The sequence below is a fragment of the Colwellia sp. BRX10-3 genome, assembly GCF_014077505.1.
Lineage (GTDB): Bacteria > Pseudomonadota > Gammaproteobacteria > Enterobacterales > Alteromonadaceae > Cognaticolwellia.
The window spans coordinates 267,682-287,294 of record NZ_JACGWA010000003.1 but is presented as its reverse complement, the minus strand read 5'-3'; the positions used below and the strand labels follow the sequence as shown (position 1 = coordinate 287,294).

Below are 19,613 nucleotides of genomic sequence, written 5' to 3'. Positions count from 1 at the left end.
TTTCGTTATTAATTATCTAATTCTTGCCATCTAGCGTAGGCAACTTCGAGTTTCGACTCACTAATCGCTAACTCGTTCAATATTTTATTGCTTTGCTCTTGGCTTTGATTGAAAAAGTCAGCGTGATTCACCTTTTGTTGCAGTTCATCGATTAAGGTTTCAAGCTCATCAATAAGGCCAGGTAAATCTTCTAATTCTTTTTTCTCTTTAAATGAGCGCTTTTTCTTAACTTGCGTATTAACCTTGCTATCAGCCTTTTCAACTGCAGCACTTTTAATAACTGGCTTGCTCATTGTTTCACGTTGCTTGTCTTTATAAGCTAAGTAATCATCAACATCATCATAACCACCAACGATTTGTGTTACTTGGCCGGTGCCATCAAAGTACAGGCAGCTACTAACACAATTATTAACAAAGTCACGATCATGGCTAACTAAAATAACCGTTCCTGCATAATTTGCAACGACTTCTTCCAATAATTCTAAGGTTTCAATATCCAAATCATTAGTCGGCTCATCCAGAATCAACAAGTTACTTGGGCGTAAAAACAACCGAGCAAGTAATAAACGATTTTTTTCACCACCAGATAATGCTCTAACAGGCGTACGTGCACGCTTTGGGCTAAAGAGGAAATCTTGTAAGTAACCCAGTACATGTCGTGGTTTACCATTTACCACAACTTCTTGCTTACCTTCGCCAACAATCTCTTGTACTGTTTTCTTGAGATCAAGCGCATCGCGATGTTGATCAAAATAAGCAATATCTAAATTAACCCCTGAACGCATTTTACCGCTAGTGGCTTCAAGATTCCCCATGATCATTTTGATCAATGTCGACTTACCCGTACCGTTGGCACCAATAAATGCTATGCGATCATTTCGAGTGATTAATAAATCCAAATCTTTGATGATAACCTTGTCATCAAAAGCAATGGTTAAATTTTCTGCTTCAAATACCAGCTTACCTGAGCGATCGCCTTGAGTAATATTCATTGTGCTTTGGTTGCGCACTTCTCGGCGAGCTTGGCGTTCACCTCTCAATTTTTCAAGTGCTCTTACTCGACCTTCATTGCGAGTGCGACGTGCTTTTACACCTTGTCTGATCCAAACTTCTTCTTCAGCCAGTTTCTTATCAAATAGCGAATTTTGTTGTGATTCAACCTGCAAGTCATGAGCTTTTTGTTCTATATACAGGTCATAATTCCCTGGATAGCTTTTCAAAACACCACGATCAAGATCTATGATGCGAGTTGATACGCCACGAATAAACGCTCTATCATGACTAATAAACAGTATGGTGCCGGCAAAGTCTTTTAAGAATGACTCAAGCCATAGAACACTTTTAATATCTAAATGGTTAGTTGGTTCGTCTAGCAGTAAAATATCAGGTGCTGTCACTAATGCTTTAGCTAACGCTAACTTACGTAACCAACCACCTGAAAGGTCACAAATTTTATCATCTGGATTTAAAGCCAAAGTTGTCATCACTTGTTCGATACGCTGTTCATCTAGCCAAGCGTTAGCTACTTCAAGTTGTTCTTGAATCGTAGCCATTTTAGCAAGGTTTTTTTCTGATGGGTCTTCGGTAACGTCATGAATAATTGCATGATAACGTCTAATTAAATCAGCATTTTCCTTTACGCCTTGGGCGATAAAATCAAAAACACTTATATCTGAAGATTCTGGTGGATCTTGCCCTAACATGGCAACTTGCATAGTGCTAGATTTAAGCACTTGGCCATCATCTAAGGTTTGAAAACCCATTAATACTTTCATTAATGTTGATTTTCCAGCACCATTTCTACCGACTAAACAAATTCGTTCGCCCGTTTGTACACTCAAGTCCGCTTTATCTAAGACCTTGTCTTCACCGAAGGCTAATTCACCTTGGGAAATACGAATTAATTCCATAAACTACAATAACTCCAAAATTTGTTTCTGTTCAAATGGCCAAAATAATTTTTCATGATCTGATAAACGCTCTAACACAGGAATACTAATACGGTACAACTCAAGTAATTTTTCATCATCGAGAATATCTACCACGCAAATATCTGCTGCTGGCATTACTGCCAAGCATAATGCCAAAGCATCTTCACATAAATGACAGCCTTCGCTGCCATAAAGATTAAATTTTACCGACATGCTAACTCGCCTTACGCGTGATCAGCCAACTGTTGTGAATGTGTTTATTACGCTGAAAATCTTTATCTCGCGTTTTATCGCTAATCTCTTGCACGTTAAAACCTAAGGCAGCAATAGCGTCAAAATCCATTTTAAAATTACGCTTATTATTGGTAAAAATTAACTCGCCACCATCGCTAAGTGAATTCACCCCATCAGTAATTAAACCCACGTGATCGCGTTGCACGTCAAAACTTTCGCCCATACGCTTTGAGTTGGAAAATGTTGGAGGGTCAATAAACACCACATCAAATTTTTGCTCGTTTTTCTTCAACCACTGCAAACAATCAGCTTGAATAAAGTCATATTTATGACCACTGAGATTATTTAATACAAAATTATCTTGCGCCCAACTTAAATAAGTATTCGACATATCAACCGTTGTGACCGTGTTTGCGCCATGTAATGCAGCTTGCAAAGAAACCGAACCGGTATAAGCAAATAAATTCAATAATGATTTGCCCTTGGACTTTTTCGCGACAATTTGACGAGTTTTACGGTGATCCAGAAATAGGCCAGTATCTAAGTAATCCCAAAGGTTCACTTTTAACTTCGCACCGTGTTCATGCACCACCATAGACTTTTTGGTTTGTTCAACACGTTGGTACTGCTCTTTACCTTTTTGTTTAGCTCGGGTTTTAATAATAACTTTATCAGTAGGGACGCCAAGTACTTTAGGAGCAAAATAAACCACTTCTTGTAATCTTTTCGCTACTTTTTCTGGATCAATAATAGCGGGCGCTGTGTATTCATGAATAACAAGATGATCGCCATAAACATCAACAGCAACATTATACTCAGGAATGTCAGCATCATATAAGCGGTAACACTCAATGTTTTCTTGCTTAAGCCAGCCTTTTAAATTCTTTTTATTTTTCAATAATCGATTACCAAAATCCGAGTCTTTTTGCTCAAATTCAGTATTAACATTACTACTCGATACTTGCTTGTCATCTAAATTATACAGCGCAAATTGACAATCTAATGGACCATTTTTAAACTTATAACGTTTTAAGGTAACCATTTTCATCATGGCTAACAGTTCAACATTTGCGGTTAAAACAGCCACACGCCAATTAACAAATTGCGCTTTAAACGTCTGTCCTAACAAGGCAAAGCTTTCTACCAACTCCGGTAATTCACCAATTCGTTCGCCGTATGGCGGGTTAAATAAAATAGTACCTTTAGGCCCAAAGCCATTTTTCATGTCATTGGCATTTTTACAAGAAAACTCAATAAACCGTTGCACGCCAGCATTTTTAGCATTTTGCTGTGCGGTTTTTAATACACGACTATCAAGGTCAACACCGAATACTTTAGCTTTAAGTTGCGTTAAACCAACATGTGATTGCTCAATAGCGGCCGATTTGGCAGCTTTCCAAGCAACTGGCTGATGGCCTAACCAAAAATCAAAACCCCATTGTGCTCTATCAATACCGGGTGCATAACCAGCTGCCATTAATACAGCCTCTATTACTATTGTTCCAGAGCCACACATAGGATCGACTAAAGGTTTTGTTGTATCTTCTAACCAGCCAGAACGGGTAATAATCGCAGCGGCTAAATGTTCTTTCAGTGGTGCAGCGCCCGAGTGTTCTCTGTAACCCCTTTTGAACAAACTACGACCAGAAAAATCTAGATAAATAACAACTTTTTCTTTTAACAACCTTGCTTGAAAACTCACTTGTGGCGTAGATTTATCAACGGAAGGACGTTCTTGCTCTAAATCGCGAAAATGATCAACAACAGCATCTTTAACCGTTAACGCACCGAATTGACTATTTCTTATTTCGTCGCTTGTACCGACAAAATCGACAGCAAAAGTGCTATCAACAGAAAATAGATCTGACCAAGTTATAGATTTTGCTGCGGCATACAGCTCATCTTTATTCCTAGCGTCACCTTCACCCAACTTCAAAAGTATGCGAGTTGATAAACGAGAGCGCAGACAAATGTGGTATGCATGCTCAATAGTTGAAGTGAAATATACGCCTTCAGGCTTTTGAACAACTTGTTCGGCTTTCAAATCTTTAAGTTCTTGCGCCAGTAATATTTCTATACCTGGAGAGGTTAATGCTAAAAATTGCTGCATATAGGTTTTCCAATCTAATTTATGCCGCGATTATAAACAAAGACACGTGCTACTTATAGGCATTTTACAAATTAGCGCAAACTATCTAAGAAGTTGTCGGGTTTTATTAGAAATTTAGTCGTATTTCAATTAATCGGCTGAAATACGAGTCATTCAAGAGCAAAAAAACAGCAAGTGCAAAATAAAAGGGAATAATGCATAAAATAAACTTAAAACAGGTTGCAAATCAGATCATGTATCCTTATTATACGCCTCGCTTTCAGGGAGCAATTTATTGCACCTTAGAAGTATTCTTAAGCAAGAATTAAAACTAGCTAATCGGACGCGGGATGGAGCAGTCTGGTAGCTCGTCGGGCTCATAACCCGAAGGTCGTAGGTTCAAATCCTGCTCCCGCAACCAATTCTTTTAGAATGAATAAAAACTTCTAAGACTTTAACAAATTCTTGAGTTTGAATTAAAACAACTTGGCTTGTCTAATTTATTAGACCATTCGGACGCGGGATGGAGCAGTCTGGTAGCTCGTCGGGCTCATAACCCGAAGGTCGTAGGTTCAAATCCTGCTCCCGCAACCAACTTTACCTCATAAAATTCAACAATTTAAACCAATCTAATTTATTACATCACCCTAATTTTATCAAAATCAGTGTAACGTGACATAAAATTACGTCACGTAAAATTGATTACTAATTTAAATGTATGGATTAAATATTTTTTCACTTGTCCTTCGTTTTACTTATCTATACAAAACACCAAAAAACAGGTAAAAACTTGTTTATGACCTCAGTGAGACATTGCGTCTCGTTTTGCTCTTTTTTGACTCCGCATAAATCAAACAAAAAGCGCATGTCCAATAATGCGCACCTGAACATGCTTCCATTGCAATAAGGCAAGGCGGTAATTGAGAAAAATAGCCAACACGTCTCGTCTTTTTAACATTTTATTTTTGACTATTTTCCCTGCTTGATTACAGCCGATAAAATGAAAAACATTTTTTGTTATATCTAAACCTACTTTTGTAATATTCATAACGGCCTCTTCCTCTGTTAACTTTATTTTCAAAACTAAGTTTGGCACATTACGATGCCGTTAGGAGGAGGAGACCATTTCATCGTTACCATTCAAGATGCAGGTTTCAGAGTGCTTGAGCAATTTCAATTCAAGGCGCTGTGATGAAATAATGGTTGTTCAGGAGAGTCTGCTCCTGCATTCTCTAATAAGCTACATCCATGTAGCGCCCTTATAAATCAAGGCAACAATGGAGTGATGTTGCTCAAGCGCTAACTTCTACAAAGTGTGAAATGCGACTAAATAAATTCGAAATAATATTTTACCAAGCTATTATAATAATGAAAGACCTTATCATTGCATGTTTTCAATAGTGCTAAATAGCCCTCAAAGTTTAGCCATTTTTCGGTGGCGCTTTATTTCAGGTGGCGTGGGATGTGCTTTAACGACCCAAGATAAAATGATAATTAAGGAATAATTATGATAGCTCATCAACCAAAAGAATATTTTGGTATTGTAGGTAATAATCAAGAAATCGTTAACGTGATTTACGAAGGTTTAGCGAGCAAGATACACTCAAAAATTATTACTTCGCTAAACGTTATAGCACAACCTAATACCGCTTTAGGCGCCATAGCGTATTTAATGGACTATCCGTCCGAGCTGCATAAGAACAATTTAGAATACATTTATCGAAATTGCCCACAAAAGTCACTTTATATCGTCAGCAATCAAATCTCTATTCCTATGTTACATCATGCCCTTAGATTGAGAGTCAGGGATGTATTTAAGATACCACTTGATATTAAGACAATCGACAAGCTTGCACTGGAATTGAGTCAAACGACTAAAATTGACTGTATTGAACAGCCTTTTTTACCCCCTTGTTCTATTCTGTCAACACAAGCGTTAATAACTCATCCATTAGAAGCTTTATTTACAATAATTGAAGAAAATTTTGTTGCTCCTCCCTCGTTACTCGACGTTTCGAGAAGCATGTTTTTAAGCCCCAGTCGAATTAGTCACCTGTTTAAAGATCTGTGTGGTATTGGCTACTGTCAGTATATTTTATGCCGACGTTTAGAAGAAAGTGAATATTTACTTTCTCTACAAAATGCTATAATAACCAATATTTCCTTTCAATTAGGGTTTTCAAATCCATCACATTTTTGTCGAAATTTTAAAGAACATCTTGGCCTAACACCAACGGCTTGCATTAACAACGAAAAAGGCATTGAGTTAAGTTGTCTGTATCAACGTTATCTAAAACTAAGAATGGAACTGTTCGTAGTATCAAGTGCTAAACAAAGTAAACTTAGTCGTTTAGCTAGTCGTTAAGCAGAGTCCAATAGACGATATTGCAATTGAAACCAGCATAGTTAATGGAGATAAAATGAAAATAAAAGCCGTTTTGTCCATAATTATACTGTTGAGTACTCATGCTCTTGCCAATGAAAAAAGTATTCATATTAATGAGCAAATTGCTAAGCAGATGTTTATTGGAGCAGCCGACAATCGTTTTGCGCTGCTAAATAATGAGCAACCCAACTATCAGCATCTTATCGCTAGCTTGGGTCAACAATATCTGTGGTTTGATAACAATAAACTTAATTTGTCAGGGCTTTCATTAGTGAGCTTACTTAATGATTTGGGCATTAAAGGTTTACCTTTTGAAATTATTGATAGTTCAATTAACTTTTCTGAGGCTGATCAACAGCTAAGTCAACAATTGTTTTATATCGCCAACTTATTTAATGGCTATCAGCTCAAACCGGTAGAAAACCCCACTAAAGAGATTATTCAAGCAGTAAAAAATAATAACTTAGCAAGCTATGTCGACCAGTTATTACCACAATTTGATCAAGTCGTTCGACTGAGATCTGCCATTGCGTATTATCGACAATTATCAAAAAGTACCTGGCCAAGGCTTGATAAAAAGCTAAGCTTTACATTAGGTCAAGGGCATCAAGAGATCGTTAAAGTACGTCAAATGTTGTCTGCTTTAGGTGATCTGGAAAAAGGGCATTACTCAAGGTACCGTCAGCATATTTTTGATCCTGAAATTATCATTGCGCTGAAAAAATTTCAGGCACGGCACGGTTTAAAAACTAATGGTAAATTAAACGCGCAAACTATTTCTGCACTTAATATAACACCTGAAAAACGCATAAAAATCATGCAAATAAACTTGTGGCGCTGGTTATCATTACCAAGTATTCCTCCTCAGCGTTATGTGATAGTTAACATCCCCTCTTATCAATTGTCCTTAATTGAAAGCCAGCAAGAAAGCTTAACAATGAAAGTGATCGTAGGTGATATTGAACATCCTACGCCAATAATGGTGACTCAAGTCAATAGTGTCACCATCAATCCTACTTGGACGCCAACCTATAATATTGTTCATAAAGAATTACTGCCAGAAAATACCAGCAACCCAGGCTCGCTAAGAAGGCAAAATTTTAAGTTAACGAAAGGTTATGGCAATAAACGCATTTTTCAACCCGTATTTGATGACAGTGGATCAATATTAAAGGCCCTCGGTAACTATCAATTAGTACAGGCATCAGGTAAAAATAATGCCTTAGGAAAATATAGATTTAATATTAAAAATTTTCATTCCGTTTATTTACACGACACCCCCGCCAAAAATCTTTTTAATAAAACCAATAGAGCCCTGAGTCATGGTTGCGTTAGGTTACAATCGGCAGACAAACTTGCTAAGCACTTTTTAGTTATGCAAGAGGGATCTCAGCAAGGGTTAGCTAAAAAACAGCAAGTTAACAAGGCAATCCACTCAACCAATACTCAACACTTTGCGCTAGCACAGTCAATTCCAGTTTATCTGACCTACCAAACCGTTTTAGTAACCGCGGCGGGAAAACTGCAATGGCAAACTGACATTTATCAGTTAGATGCAAAAACTCCTTAAATTCGCAATCTAGTACTAAAATTAGCAATAGGGTGTTAGCCAAGCAATAAAATCTCGCCTATCTTTTTAACACGCTCATTGATGTTGTTGAGTGAATTAGCAAGGATCAGCTTTATTGCCACCTATGTTGTTATCAATTTTTTAATTGCACTGTAAATGCACAGCATAACTTCATTAGATAAAACATTCCTCGCTTGGTTAATACTTAATACTTAATACTTAATACTTAATACTAATTTATTGGAGAATATATTATGGACAAATTAACAAGTTTTATTAAAAATTTTATTGAAGATGAAAGTGGATTAACCGCCGTTGAATATGCCATTGCCGGTGGTTTGGTGGTTGGCGGCATGGTTACGGCATTTATTGCTTTAGGCAATAATGCTACAGGACAAATTAATGAACTGGCCTGTGCCGCTAATGGGCAAACCTTTACACCTGCTACAGCTGGAACACCTGAAACTTCAGACGGTGCAGGTGATGCTATAGCTGGAACAGATGCATCTTGTGGTTAATTTACTCTTTATTGATGATTATTAAATAGAATGCTTTTACTTATAAGTACACTGATTTTGTTATCAAGTGCCTTATATCTTGATCTGCGCTATCAACGCATTCCTAATAAACTGTGTTTATATGCCTTTGTATTGGCACTGCTGCTGCAAAGCATCAATGGTCAATGGCAAGGTTTAGCACAAGCGTTATTGGGCGCAGGTTTGGCATTCGCCTTGTTATTACCCGCCTATGTTTTTCGCTGGTTAGCGGCTGGCGATGTAAAACTAATGATCGCCGTAGGTGCGCTGTCAGGACCACAACTACTTTTGTGGTCGGTGCTGTACGGCATTATTTTTGGCACATTTACTAGCTTTGCGCTGGCGCTTTATAAAGTGGGTTGGTCAGGCATGAAAAAAATGATGAAAAAGCATTTTGTTCATGCTGGTGTTAATGGCGGCGTTAAAGCAGGAGTTGATGGTGCTGACATTCATGGTGTTGCAGTACCTGTATTACAAGTACCCTATGCCCCCGCGCTGGCGCTTGGTTGGTTAATGGCGTGTTATCTCGACCCTAGCATAATGTTATTAGTGAATAATTTTGGTGCTAGTTATTTTTATTAATGTTTTGTTTATTAACACTTTATTAAAAATAGCTTTTTGATACTTACCGGTAAGTTAAAAGGAATAATGATGGACTCATCCTCAAGTTTTACCAATAAGTCAATAAGCACTAAGCGCTTAGATGTAGCCATGGGCGCGAGTACCGAGGTTACACGTTCAACTTTTACCAAGGTACTATTAGATAGTCATGTGGCTATTGAAGCTGATTCGTCAACTGATATGAGTGATTTAGGTACTTTAGAAACACTTTCTGCAACTGAATCAGAGTCATCAAATTCAGAGCCATTAAATTTAGAAAAATCAACTAAGCCACAGCAAACGCATAAAAATCAGCTTAAACAAGACGCAACCCCTTATTCTAAAAGACCATGCACAGTAGAAGATACTGGTTTATCTGAGCAGCTGTTATTAAAATTATTAATCAAACATATTTTAGTTGAGCATGTTATTAGCGTACGGCAATTAGCCAATAAAATGGCCTTAAGTGGCGGTATTATTCAAACACTATTAGATCAGGCTAAAACAATAAACTGGTTGGAAAATCGACAGTCAGATAAACAAGGCACAATGCGTTATGCCCTCAGTGCGTTAGGAATTTTAGAGGCAGAAAAATCCTTTAGTCACGATGGCTATTTAGGTGTTGCGCCAGTGCCATTAGCGCAATACTGTGATATTTGTATTAAACAAACTAGCCGTAATACCCTAGTGATAAAAGAACGATTACAGCAGCGCTTTAGCAAGCTGATGTTTTCACCTGAGCTAATTTCTACTATAGGGCCGGCGCTTAACTCCACTAAACCGATATTAATATATGGCGCACCTGGGGTTGGCAAAAGTTACCTGTGCAGACATTTAAATTTAATTTTTGGTGATGATGTCTTAATTCCAATGGCCATTGAAATTAACAATATCATTATTCAAGTATACGACCCACAAGTTCATGTACTCAGTGATAATGTTCAGCAAGCTAATAATGATGCAACACAATTAGTCTCGTTAGAGCAAGGTTATGATCCCCGTTGGCACTTATGTCAAAGGCCGTTAATAATCACTGGTGGTGAATTAACCGCAGCTATGTTGGAGGTTAATTTTGACGCCACCAGTCGTACTTATAAAGCGCCGCTCCAACTAAAAGCTAATAATGGTATTTTATTATTAGACGACTTAGGCCGACAAAAAATTTCCCCTGTGCAACTGTTTAATCGTTGGATTATTCCCTTAGAAGAGCGCCGTGACTTTCTTTCTTTACCAAATGGTTTGCACTTTGAAATTCCTTTTGAACTTATTTTGCTTTTCTCTACTAATTTAGCGCCGAAAGAGCTGGTTGATGACGCTTTTTTACGTCGTTTGGGCTACAAAATAAAATTTGAAGCCTTGTCTTTTGAACTTTATAAAAAACTTTGGTTTATAACCTGCGCTGAATATCAACTTGAATGTGATGAAAGTATTTTTAATTATTTGATTGAGCAACACCACTATGTTGATCAAAAAGATTTTTTACCTTGCTTACCTCGAGATTTATTAAGCATTGTCAGTGATCAAATAAAATTTAATCAATTAGCACCACAAGTTACTCAAGCACTTATATGTTTTGCTTGGCAGCATTACTTTGTATGAGCTGCTTTGTTTAAAGCTCAATTATTATTAATTACCAAAAATTCGTAATCAATACCGCAATTTAAGGAATAAATAATGAACAGAAATACGATAGCTTTTATCACCCTATCCGCGGTGTTTGGTTTAGGCGCGGTATTTATTGCAAAAAACTGGCTTGAAAATAGCCAACAGGAATTAACTGAAGAACAGGTCAACGTGGTTATGACTACAGTGAACATTCCTGCAGGTACCATAATTGAGACAAAACATGTTCGTTTAGCTGTTTTTCCAAAATCGATGTCGCCAGAAAAAACCATTAATAACCTAGAAGATACCGTAGGTAAAGTGGCTAAAAACCAACTCTATATTGGTGACATTGTTCGGGCAGAAAGATTAGCAAACCAAGGTGACGGTAGCTATTTGGCCAGTTTGATTAGTAAAAATATGCGTGCTGTCACTATTCGTGTCAACGATGTGGTGGGCGTTGCCGGCTTTATATTACCAGGCAATACCGTGGATATTCTTAATACTTTCCAACAAAGTGGTACCGCAACTACTGAGGTCATTCTTTCTCAAATAAAAATATTAGCCGTTGATCAACGTGCTGCCAGTGGTGAAAACAAACCACAATTAGTACGCGCTGTTACGGTAGAGGTTAATTTAACACAAGCCGAAATATTAATGAACGCCAGAAGGAATGGTTATTTACAGCTTGCATTACGTAATCCTATCGATAATAAAGAGGTCTTAATTGCCAGTGAGCAGCAAGATGAAGATGTTTTACCTCCCGAGCCAATAGTAAAAGTAAAAGCGGAGTCAGCCATTAATACAGTCCTTAAAACAGTCCCAAAAATACTCGAAAGGCAGAAGGTTGAGTTAATCCGAGGCATCAAAAAACAAACGGTTCAGGTTGATATTTAATTGATATCTGAGTATCAATAATAATAAGGATATGGTCATGAAAACAGGAATACATAACAAGAAGGTCTTTATCAGTTTGTCTTTGTTGTTGGTAATGGCACAACTACTCATAGTTAATACTGTAGCAGCTGGCGGGCCAACCAGCGTTGTCTCAGATGTTTTTAAGGTACCTATTTTTAAATCGAAAAATTTAACAATAAAACAAACTGTTAGCCGTGTTTCTATTGGTAATGAGCAAATTGCAGATATTTTGATATTACGGGCTAAAGAGCTTTATATTGTTGGTAAAAAGCTCGGCACAACCAACGTAATGGTCTGGGACGAAGAAGATAAGTTAGTCGATGTAATTAACCTAGAAGTGACCCATGACTTAGTAAGCCTGCGCCAGCGATTGCATCATTTTATGCCCGATGATGAGCTTAGCGTACAAACCTCTCAAGGTCAGTTGGTGATCAGCGGGCAAACATCGTCATTAGAGAAAATGAATACAGCGGTTGAATTAGCGCGAGGTTATGCTGAGGCGGCATCTGTTGGTAAAAGAAGCAGTGAAGTATTGAATATGATCTCCATAGGTGGTGGTCATCAAGTGATGTTAGAAGTAACTGTTGCTGAGGTAAGCACAGAGGTATCACGTAAATTTGATTCAAAAATGTCGTTAACTTTTAGTGGCTCAGATGGTACTGGCGGTATTATCAATGGTATAGGCGCGGCTGGTGGCGCAAGCCTGAGTAGCGGTTTTTTTGGCTCGTTGACCAGTGGCGATATGCAGTTTGATTTTGCCTTAGATGTAGCCAAACAAAATGGTTTAGCCAAAATACTAGCAGAGCCTAACATTACCGCTTTAAGTGGTCAAAAGGCAGAGTTTTTAGCGGGTGGGGAGTTTCCTGTTCCTGTTCCTAGTGAGGACGGTACAACCATACAATTTAAAGATTTCGGTGTTGGCGTCAGTTTTGTACCAACTATTTTAGACTCGGGTAAGATCAATCTTAACCTTAAAGTGCTCGTTAGCGAGTTAAGCAACTCTCATGGCGTTGGGGTAACGCCGCAAGGTTCAACCTCAACCTTAGTGGTGCCGTCTATTGTTAAAAGAACCTCTGAAACTACGGTGGAACTTGCCGATGGTCAAACCATTGCCATTGGTGGTTTGTTAAGCGATACCCTGCGCGATAGTGTTAATAAACTGCCCGGTTTAGGAGATTTACCTATATTAGGGCAATTATTTAGCAGTCATGAGTTCATCAGCGGGCAAACTGAACTGGTTATTATGGTAACGCCGCGTTTAGTCAGACCTTTCAATAAAAAAGGCATTGTTCTACCAACCGATGGTTTTGTGCCTGTTTCTGATCTCGAGTTTTACCTACTTGGTAAAATGACTGAACAAAAAACGTCTCAATCAAGGGGATCTCCTAATCAAGAGATGAGTGTTAGCGATACTATTTTAACCAATGATGGTGGTACTAATCAGCGTTATGGCCATCAATTAAAACCTAGTGAGGATTGATGATGAAAATTAATAGCTTAGTGACTAATTTTTTAGTAACCAATGCATTAGCAAGTAAAGCGATAGTGGTAAAGTCTTTAGTAAAGTATGCCCTGCTAACGTTTACTTGTTTATTGGCTTTAGGTTGTGCACAGCAGCCAGATTATATTTTGGCTGCCTCGAATAAACAGATTAAACAAGTTCAAATACTTGATCCTAATGCTCCTGAGCGTAATGACGGCATTATGGCGACTTTGGATGGTACCTATGGCAAAAACGTTGTCAAAAAGTACCAAAGAAGTATTTATGACATGAAGTCTTCTCGTCAAATGGTACTAACTGGTCAATAAGGTACTTCATCATGTTGAGAGCTTATTATTTAGTTAAAAACAATAACATTAGGAAACCGCTCAGGTATCAATCGGGTAATGTGTTAGTGCTTTTTGTTATCAGTTTGCTGGTCCTTCTTATTATGGCGTCACTGGCGTTAGATGGAGGACATTTATTATTAAACAAAGGTAGATTACAAAATTTAGTTGACGCCGCCGCATTGCATGCAGCAAAAGAAATAGATCAAGGCGCTACACGCGCTGATGCCTCGGCTGCTGCGGTCAATTTACTGAATATTAACCTTACACATTCAGATCAATCTGAATTAGCGCGCGCTATAGATTTAGGTGATACCGATGATAATAGCACCGCCGTTTTAACGATAGAATATTCTGAATTCCCTGATCCCTTTGCTGTAGCGGGCACCGACATAGATGCGCCCTATGTCAAAGTTTCACTTAGCCAGCTTAGTCTTGATAACTTCTTGGCAAATGTTTTCAGTTTTAATAAACGCATTTCAGCCACCGCGATGGCAGGTCCAAGTACAGCCATAAGAAATTGTTTTACCAATTTAGTGCCTATGATGGTTTGTGGCTCAAGTGATACCTCCCCTTTTGGCTTAATACACAATAGTTTATACGTGATGAAAATAGGTTCAAATACTGACTCTGCTATTGGTGCTGGCAATTTTCAACTCATTCGTCTTGAAAATAATTCCGGTGGTGCGGATATTCGCACGGCAATGGCCGGAGAAGAAAATATAGCTAAGACCTGTTTTAGCACAGGTGTTGATAATGCCTCGGTGCCAACTGAACCAGGAAACTCTGTCGGTCCTGTTGCACAAGGTATTAATACTCGAATGGGTACGTGGAATGGTCCAGTAAACTCAATAGATCATCCCAGAGATGAGAACATTTGTCAGGGGGCTAAAGTTAATATCAATGATGATGGTTCACTTGTCGCCGAAGACATACATAATGCTTATCGTGCTGCAACTTATGTTACTGATAATGTCGGGACGGCTGACAAGAGTTGTACTTCACCACTAACGGGAGATATTAAGCGCACAAATGCAACAGCGGGACGGCGTATCATGAATGTTGTTATAGGTGATTGCACGGGTGAATCCAATGGCGCTAATAATATTGATTTTTTAGGCGTGGGTTGCTTTTTCTTAACGCAATCGGTAGAGCAAAAAGGTCAAGAGTCGTATGTTGTTGGTGAGTTTCTTTTTGATTGCCCTGGGGGGGGAGATGCCTCACTGGAGGCTGCGGATACACCAGGGCCATATAAAATGGTGCTATACCATGTCCCCGGCAGTAAGGATTCTTAGGAGTTTATTATGAAAAATATAGGCACTCACTTTAAAAAACAACAAGGTTTAGCTGCAATAGAATTTACCCTAGTATTACCTTTTTTATTACTACTAATTTTTGCTAGTGCTGAATTTGGTCGTTTGCTCTACCAGTATAATGCGCTAAACAAAACAGTTCGAGATGCTAGCCGTCATTTAAGTAGTAACGTCAAGTTTGGTGATACCGGCAATATTACGATAAAAGACAGTGTTTCTGCAGAAGTTAAGAGCCTAATTCAATTTGGGCAAATTTCAAGCGCGAATGCTTTATTTCCTAACCTTAGTGATGAGGATATTAGCTTAGCGATTAGTGGCGACTTTATTGTTGTTACCGTGAATTATGATTGGCAACCTATATTTTCACAAACGTTCACAACATTTGGTCTAGGTAACGATATCGATTTGAGTTTTCCACTGGTATCAACTTACACCATGAGGGCTCTGTGATTATGTTTCCTCTAAATAAATCAATTAATTTTAACAAGCAACGAGGGGTATATACGGTGGAATTTGCCATTGTTGGTGGCTTGTTTTTTATTCTCTTATTTGCTGTGTTCGAAGTTGGTCGATTATTTTTTGTTTGGAATGTACTCACCGAAGCATCAAGGCGTGGGGCTCGTTTGGCCACGGTTTGTTATTTTGATACTGCCACTATAAGTGCTTATGAGCCGATGCGAAGAGCTGCAATGTTTGACAATATTACCCTAGCGCCAGGATTAACTTGGTCAAACCTGAAAATAAGTTATTTACGGCTTGATGGCAGTGTGGTTGATGCTGCTGACGATTTAAATGATATCAAATTGGTTAGGGCTGAAATTGATAAATATGAACACCAGCTTATTATTCCTGGTCTTTTTATAACACTTGACTCCCCAAAGTTTGCCACCACACTTCCTAGAGAGAGTTTAGGCGTGACACGAGAAAAAACTACTTTATGTTTACCCACGTCATCACCCTAGGCTATTAATAATGCCAGTTGTTTAGGCAATATTAAGGAGGTTGATAAATGATAACAAGTGGTTAAGGATTAACAAAAAAATGCATTTAAGGAAATCATATGAGCATAAAAAAAATCAGTAATATTATTGACTTACCAGATAGTAAGCCGCTAGAACAAGAGGAAGTTATCACAAAAAAACAAAGTTTACCTCTTCATATTAATGCATTGGTCATTTGTACTTCAGATGACACAAAATTTGCGCTAGCGAATCAATTTTCTTTAATTAATAACTTACACATTGAATTTAGTAAACAATTACCCAAGCAGTTCAGTCAGTTTGACCTAGTTATGTTAGCTATGGGTAAAGATAGCACCAACATTAAAATAGTCATTGAACAATTGGCTAAAGAGCATATACCCACTTTACTTTTGGGTGATGACATTGAACATGATGTCATACGAACCGCTATGCAATTTAATGTTCAGGACGTGATCACCTTAGCAACGGTTGAGCAGGAGTTAGTTAATACCTTGACAGTTTGCGCTAATAAAATATTAAAACAAAAAAAAGTGGCTCCTATAATCAGTATTATTAATGGGAAATCTGGCTCTGGTGCAAGTTTTATTAGCGGATGTTTAGGGGAGATTACCGCCGATCTTTGCCAAGATGAAATTGTTCTCCTTGATGCAGATCTTCATTACGGTTCACTAGCAGACTCGCTTAATTTTAAAGCCGATTACTTTTTAAATGATGCATTAAATGACATTGAAAGTCTGGATAATACCGCGATAAAGTCAATGATGACCAAACGAAAAAACTTGAGTTTACTTACAAGTAAAACCTACGCACAACTGGATAGTGAGCAAAATAAAAACTTCGTTCATTTAGAACAATTACTTTGGAAAATCAAACTGAATCATGATCTTGTGTTAGCTGATCTCTCTCGAGGTTTAGACGTTCTCACGCTGCCATTAGTTTTATTATCAAGTCAAATTTTGATTGTTGTTCAACAAAATATTGTCAGCCTTAGGGAAACAAAAGCGCTTATTCACCAACTTACCGACAGGATGGGTATCAATAAATCTTTGATAAAAATCATTGTTAATCGTCATTCAAAACAAGTCACTAATATTACGCTTGATGATATCAAAAATGTACTAGCCATCAATGACATTTTTTGTGTGAGCAATAATTATCAATTGGCGAGTTCTTGTACTGATTTAGGTTCTCCATTATCAAAGTTATCTGATAATAAAATTATTCATAAAGATATTTGTTGCATTATTGAACAAATTTTCCCTGTTGATATAGCTGTTGAAAAAGCAGGTTTTTTCAGTAACATTTTAAGGAAGGCACATGACTTTATTAGATATGAAAGCAGATGATCCTTTTAGTATTTTAACAAGCGACGATATGCAAACCAAACAAGATATTTTTGGAAAAATACTGACCTTATTAGATTTGTCTGTATTGGAAACTATGGAACACGAAGTGGCCAAAAGACATATTACCGATCTATGCTGCAGTTTGTTAAGCGAATTACCTAGACCGATGAATTTAAATGTTCGTCAGATATTAATTAAGTTGATTATCGATGAAATATTAGGTCTTGGTCCGTTAGAAACGCTCTTAGATGATCCAACGATTGCTGATATTTTGGTTAATCGTTTCGACAGTATTTATGTAGAACGCCAAGGGAAATTGGAAAAGGTTAAAGTGCAGTTTTATGATGATAAACATCTGCTTAATATCATTGACCGTATCGTATCTAATGTGGGTCGTCGAGTTGATGAATCATCACCTATGGTTGATGCTCGGCTAAAAGATGGCAGTCGAGTAAATGCCATTATTCCGCCGTTGGCTTTAGATGGTCCCTCGTTATCTATTCGTCGCTTTACCGTTGATAAATTATCGGCAGAGCAACTTATTGATTATGGAACGATGAATGCCGAGATGGGGAAATTAATAGAAGCCGTTGTTATTGGTAAACTTAATGTGCTTATTTCAGGTGGTACGGGTAGTGGTAAAACCACATTACTCAATATTTTATCAAGCTATATTCCTAGTGATGAACGCATTATAACGATAGAAGATTCTGCTGAATTACAACTTCAGCAACCTCATATAGTACGTTTAGAAACTCGCCCAGCGAACATAGAAGGTAAAGGTGAAATATCACAACGTGATCTAGTAAAGAACTGTTTAAGAATGCGCCCAGACCGTATTGTTATTGGAGAAGTTAGGGGGGCAGAAGCCATAGATATGTTAGCTGCGATGAATACTGGACATGAGGGGTCATTAACTACTTTACATGCGAATAATCCAAGAGATGCGTTAGGTCGTCTTGAAAATATGATTTGTATGGGAGGCTTTGAAATGCCCATACATAACATTAGAGCACAAATTTCATCTGCGATAGATGTGGTAGTCCAACTACAACGCCAAGAAGATGGTTGTCGCCGTATTACCAGTATTCAAGAGGTTACCGGCATGGAGGGCGATGTCATTACCATGTCTGAAATTTTTACCTTTCGGCGTAAAAATAGAGGTGCCCAAGGAGAAGTCATAGGACAGTATGAAGCCACTGGGGTTATACCACTATTTCATCAACAATTATCCACTAAAGGTATTGAATTACCCCATAAGTTGTTTGGGATCGATGTATCAGCCATGGATTTTTAATAGGAGCGATCATGAGTCCTCAACTAATCTTTTTACTTTTGGTATTTGCCGCAGTAGTGCTTTTGTCTCAAACTTTGTTTGTTTCGGTTTATAGCCCACAACGTGCAGACACCAAGCAATTAAAAAAACACTTACTTTCTCTGGCACTAAAAGATAAAAATATTGAAAAAAACCTGTTACTCAATAGTAAGGTGAGGAAATTACCTCCTTTTCGACGATGGCTTGAGTCTTTATCTTGGGTTTCAGATTTGACCTATAAAATGGAACTATCGGGCTCTAAGTTGTTAGGTCATCAATACTTAGCTATTGCGTTAGTTGTCAGTATTGTCAGTGGTATTGTTATTTGGTTGTTGAGTCATGACGGGTTATTTAGCCTACTGTGTTTGTTTTTAATTTTGTTAGGGTTTCATATCAAATTAAATCGAGATATGAATAATCGAATGGAAAAAATTGAAGAGCAATTTCCTGAGGCAATGGACGTACTTAAAAGAGGTCTTCAAGCGGGTTATGCTTTTAGTGATGCAATAAAACTTGTTTTTGAAGAAATGGATGGTCATTTAGCTGATGAATTTAAAATATTGTTTAACCGAATTAATTTTGGTAATGACACAAAAACAGCATTGCTCAACTTTGTTAAGCGTGTACCAAGTACTTCGGCGATGGCTTTTTCTAGTGTGGTAGCAATACAAAAATCAACAGGCGGAAATCTTGCCGAGAACATAGATAAATTATCGAAAGTTATACGTCAAAGGTTTACCTTTAAGAGGAAGATTAAAACCTTGTCTGCCGAGGGGCGCCTTTCGGGTTGGGTTCTTGTGTTGATGCCTTTTGTACTTTTTGCTGTATTGTACTTATCTTCACCTAGCTATGTCTCTGAACTAACTTCTACTCCAGCAGGATTAAACCTGCTTAAGTGGGGGGGAGCAGGTATGTTGGTGGGTATTTGGTGGATTAATAAACTGATCCAAATAGAGGTATAAA

The 19,613-nt window shown here is 37.9% G+C and carries 18 protein-coding genes and 2 tRNA genes; 16 read left to right on the top strand and 4 right to left on the bottom strand.

From position 1 onward, the window contains the following. Nucleotides 1-8: 8 nt before the first annotated feature. The 3 genes from H4J38_RS08035 to rlmKL are packed head-to-tail and all read right to left on the bottom strand — an operon-like array spanning nucleotide 9 to nucleotide 4,275. On the bottom strand, nucleotides 9-1,910 hold the full coding sequence (locus H4J38_RS08035) for an ATP-binding cassette domain-containing protein (RefSeq protein WP_182131191.1): 1,902 nt from the start codon (nucleotides 1,908-1,910) through the stop codon (nucleotides 9-11). A 3-nt stretch (nucleotides 1,911-1,913) separates the two neighbouring features. After that, complete coding sequence (locus tag H4J38_RS08030; RefSeq protein WP_182131189.1) at nucleotides 1,914-2,144, bottom strand: glutaredoxin family protein; 231 nt, start codon at nucleotides 2,142-2,144, stop codon at nucleotides 1,914-1,916. A 1-nt stretch (nucleotide 2,145) separates the two neighbouring features. Continuing rightward, the gene (gene rlmKL, locus H4J38_RS08025; protein ID WP_182131187.1) at nucleotides 2,146-4,275 is read right to left on the bottom strand and encodes a bifunctional 23S rRNA (guanine(2069)-N(7))-methyltransferase RlmK/23S rRNA (guanine(2445)-N(2))-methyltransferase RlmL; all 2,130 of its coding nucleotides are present in this window, start codon (nucleotides 4,273-4,275) and stop codon (nucleotides 2,146-2,148) included. A 323-nt stretch (nucleotides 4,276-4,598) separates the two neighbouring features. Between rlmKL and H4J38_RS08020 the strand changes: the two genes are divergently transcribed. Beyond that, a tRNA-Met gene (locus H4J38_RS08020) sits at nucleotides 4,599-4,675 on the top strand. A gap of 96 nt (nucleotides 4,676-4,771) precedes the next feature. Then, a tRNA-Met gene (locus tag H4J38_RS08015) sits at nucleotides 4,772-4,848 on the top strand. Nucleotides 4,849-5,104: 256 nt separating this feature from the next. Here H4J38_RS08015 and H4J38_RS08010 read toward each other — a convergent pair. Beyond that, the gene (locus tag H4J38_RS08010) at nucleotides 5,105-5,302 is read right to left on the bottom strand and encodes a hypothetical protein (protein WP_182131185.1); all 198 of its coding nucleotides are present in this window, start codon (nucleotides 5,300-5,302) and stop codon (nucleotides 5,105-5,107) included. A gap of 459 nt (nucleotides 5,303-5,761) precedes the next feature. Between H4J38_RS08010 and H4J38_RS08005 the strand changes: the two genes are divergently transcribed. The 14 genes from H4J38_RS08005 to H4J38_RS07940 all read left to right on the top strand — a co-directional run bounded on the left by H4J38_RS08005 (nucleotide 5,762) and on the right by H4J38_RS07940 (nucleotide 19,612). Next, nucleotides 5,762-6,619, top strand: a complete 858-nt coding sequence (locus H4J38_RS08005; RefSeq protein WP_182131183.1) for an AraC family transcriptional regulator — start codon at nucleotides 5,762-5,764, stop codon at nucleotides 6,617-6,619. A gap of 55 nt (nucleotides 6,620-6,674) precedes the next feature. Beyond that, nucleotides 6,675-8,210 carry a L,D-transpeptidase family protein gene (locus H4J38_RS08000; RefSeq protein ID WP_182131181.1) on the top strand — a complete coding sequence of 512 codons (1,536 nt, stop codon included), beginning with the start codon at nucleotides 6,675-6,677 and terminating at the stop codon, nucleotides 8,208-8,210. A gap of 254 nt (nucleotides 8,211-8,464) precedes the next feature. Beyond that, nucleotides 8,465-8,728, top strand: a complete 264-nt coding sequence (locus H4J38_RS17170) for a Flp family type IVb pilin (RefSeq protein WP_259365444.1) — start codon at nucleotides 8,465-8,467, stop codon at nucleotides 8,726-8,728. A gap of 57 nt (nucleotides 8,729-8,785) precedes the next feature. Then, nucleotides 8,786-9,328 (top strand): prepilin peptidase, encoded by a 543-nt coding sequence (locus H4J38_RS07990; RefSeq protein WP_182131179.1) that lies wholly within the window; start codon nucleotides 8,786-8,788, stop codon nucleotides 9,326-9,328. A 69-nt stretch (nucleotides 9,329-9,397) separates the two neighbouring features. After that, nucleotides 9,398-10,945: an AAA family ATPase gene (locus tag H4J38_RS07985; protein WP_182131177.1), complete on the top strand. Its 1,548-nt coding sequence runs from the start codon at nucleotides 9,398-9,400 to the stop codon at nucleotides 10,943-10,945. Nucleotides 10,946-11,020: 75 nt separating this feature from the next. Then, on the top strand, nucleotides 11,021-11,845 hold the full coding sequence (gene cpaB, locus H4J38_RS07980; protein ID WP_182131175.1) for a Flp pilus assembly protein CpaB: 825 nt from the start codon (nucleotides 11,021-11,023) through the stop codon (nucleotides 11,843-11,845). A gap of 37 nt (nucleotides 11,846-11,882) precedes the next feature. After that, nucleotides 11,883-13,346 carry a type II and III secretion system protein family protein gene (locus tag H4J38_RS07975; protein WP_182131173.1) on the top strand — a complete coding sequence of 488 codons (1,464 nt, stop codon included), beginning with the start codon at nucleotides 11,883-11,885 and terminating at the stop codon, nucleotides 13,344-13,346. A 2-nt stretch (nucleotides 13,347-13,348) separates the two neighbouring features. Then, nucleotides 13,349-13,675: a hypothetical protein gene (locus H4J38_RS07970; protein WP_259365443.1), complete on the top strand. Its 327-nt coding sequence runs from the start codon at nucleotides 13,349-13,351 to the stop codon at nucleotides 13,673-13,675. An 11-nt stretch (nucleotides 13,676-13,686) separates the two neighbouring features. After that, nucleotides 13,687-14,988 (top strand): Tad domain-containing protein, encoded by a 1,302-nt coding sequence (locus H4J38_RS07965; protein ID WP_182131171.1) that lies wholly within the window; start codon nucleotides 13,687-13,689, stop codon nucleotides 14,986-14,988. Between the two features lie 9 nt (nucleotides 14,989-14,997). Further along, a complete protein-coding gene (locus H4J38_RS07960) occupies nucleotides 14,998-15,456 on the top strand; it encodes a TadE family protein (RefSeq protein ID WP_182131169.1) in 459 nt (152 codons plus the stop codon). A gap of 56 nt (nucleotides 15,457-15,512) precedes the next feature. Further along, entirely contained in the window at nucleotides 15,513-15,968 is a 456-nt protein-coding gene (locus H4J38_RS07955) for a TadE/TadG family type IV pilus assembly protein (protein WP_310733455.1), read from the top strand. 98 nt (nucleotides 15,969-16,066) lie between these two features. Then, a complete protein-coding gene (locus tag H4J38_RS07950; protein ID WP_182131165.1) occupies nucleotides 16,067-17,335 on the top strand; it encodes an AAA family ATPase in 1,269 nt (422 codons plus the stop codon). Next, the gene (locus H4J38_RS07945) at nucleotides 17,307-18,632 is read left to right on the top strand and encodes a CpaF family protein (protein WP_182131163.1); all 1,326 of its coding nucleotides are present in this window, start codon (nucleotides 17,307-17,309) and stop codon (nucleotides 18,630-18,632) included. The genes H4J38_RS07950 and H4J38_RS07945 overlap by 29 nt, the downstream gene beginning before the upstream one ends. A gap of 11 nt (nucleotides 18,633-18,643) precedes the next feature. Continuing rightward, nucleotides 18,644-19,612: a type II secretion system F family protein gene (locus H4J38_RS07940; RefSeq protein ID WP_182131161.1), complete on the top strand. Its 969-nt coding sequence runs from the start codon at nucleotides 18,644-18,646 to the stop codon at nucleotides 19,610-19,612. Nucleotide 19,613 lies beyond the last annotated feature (1 nt).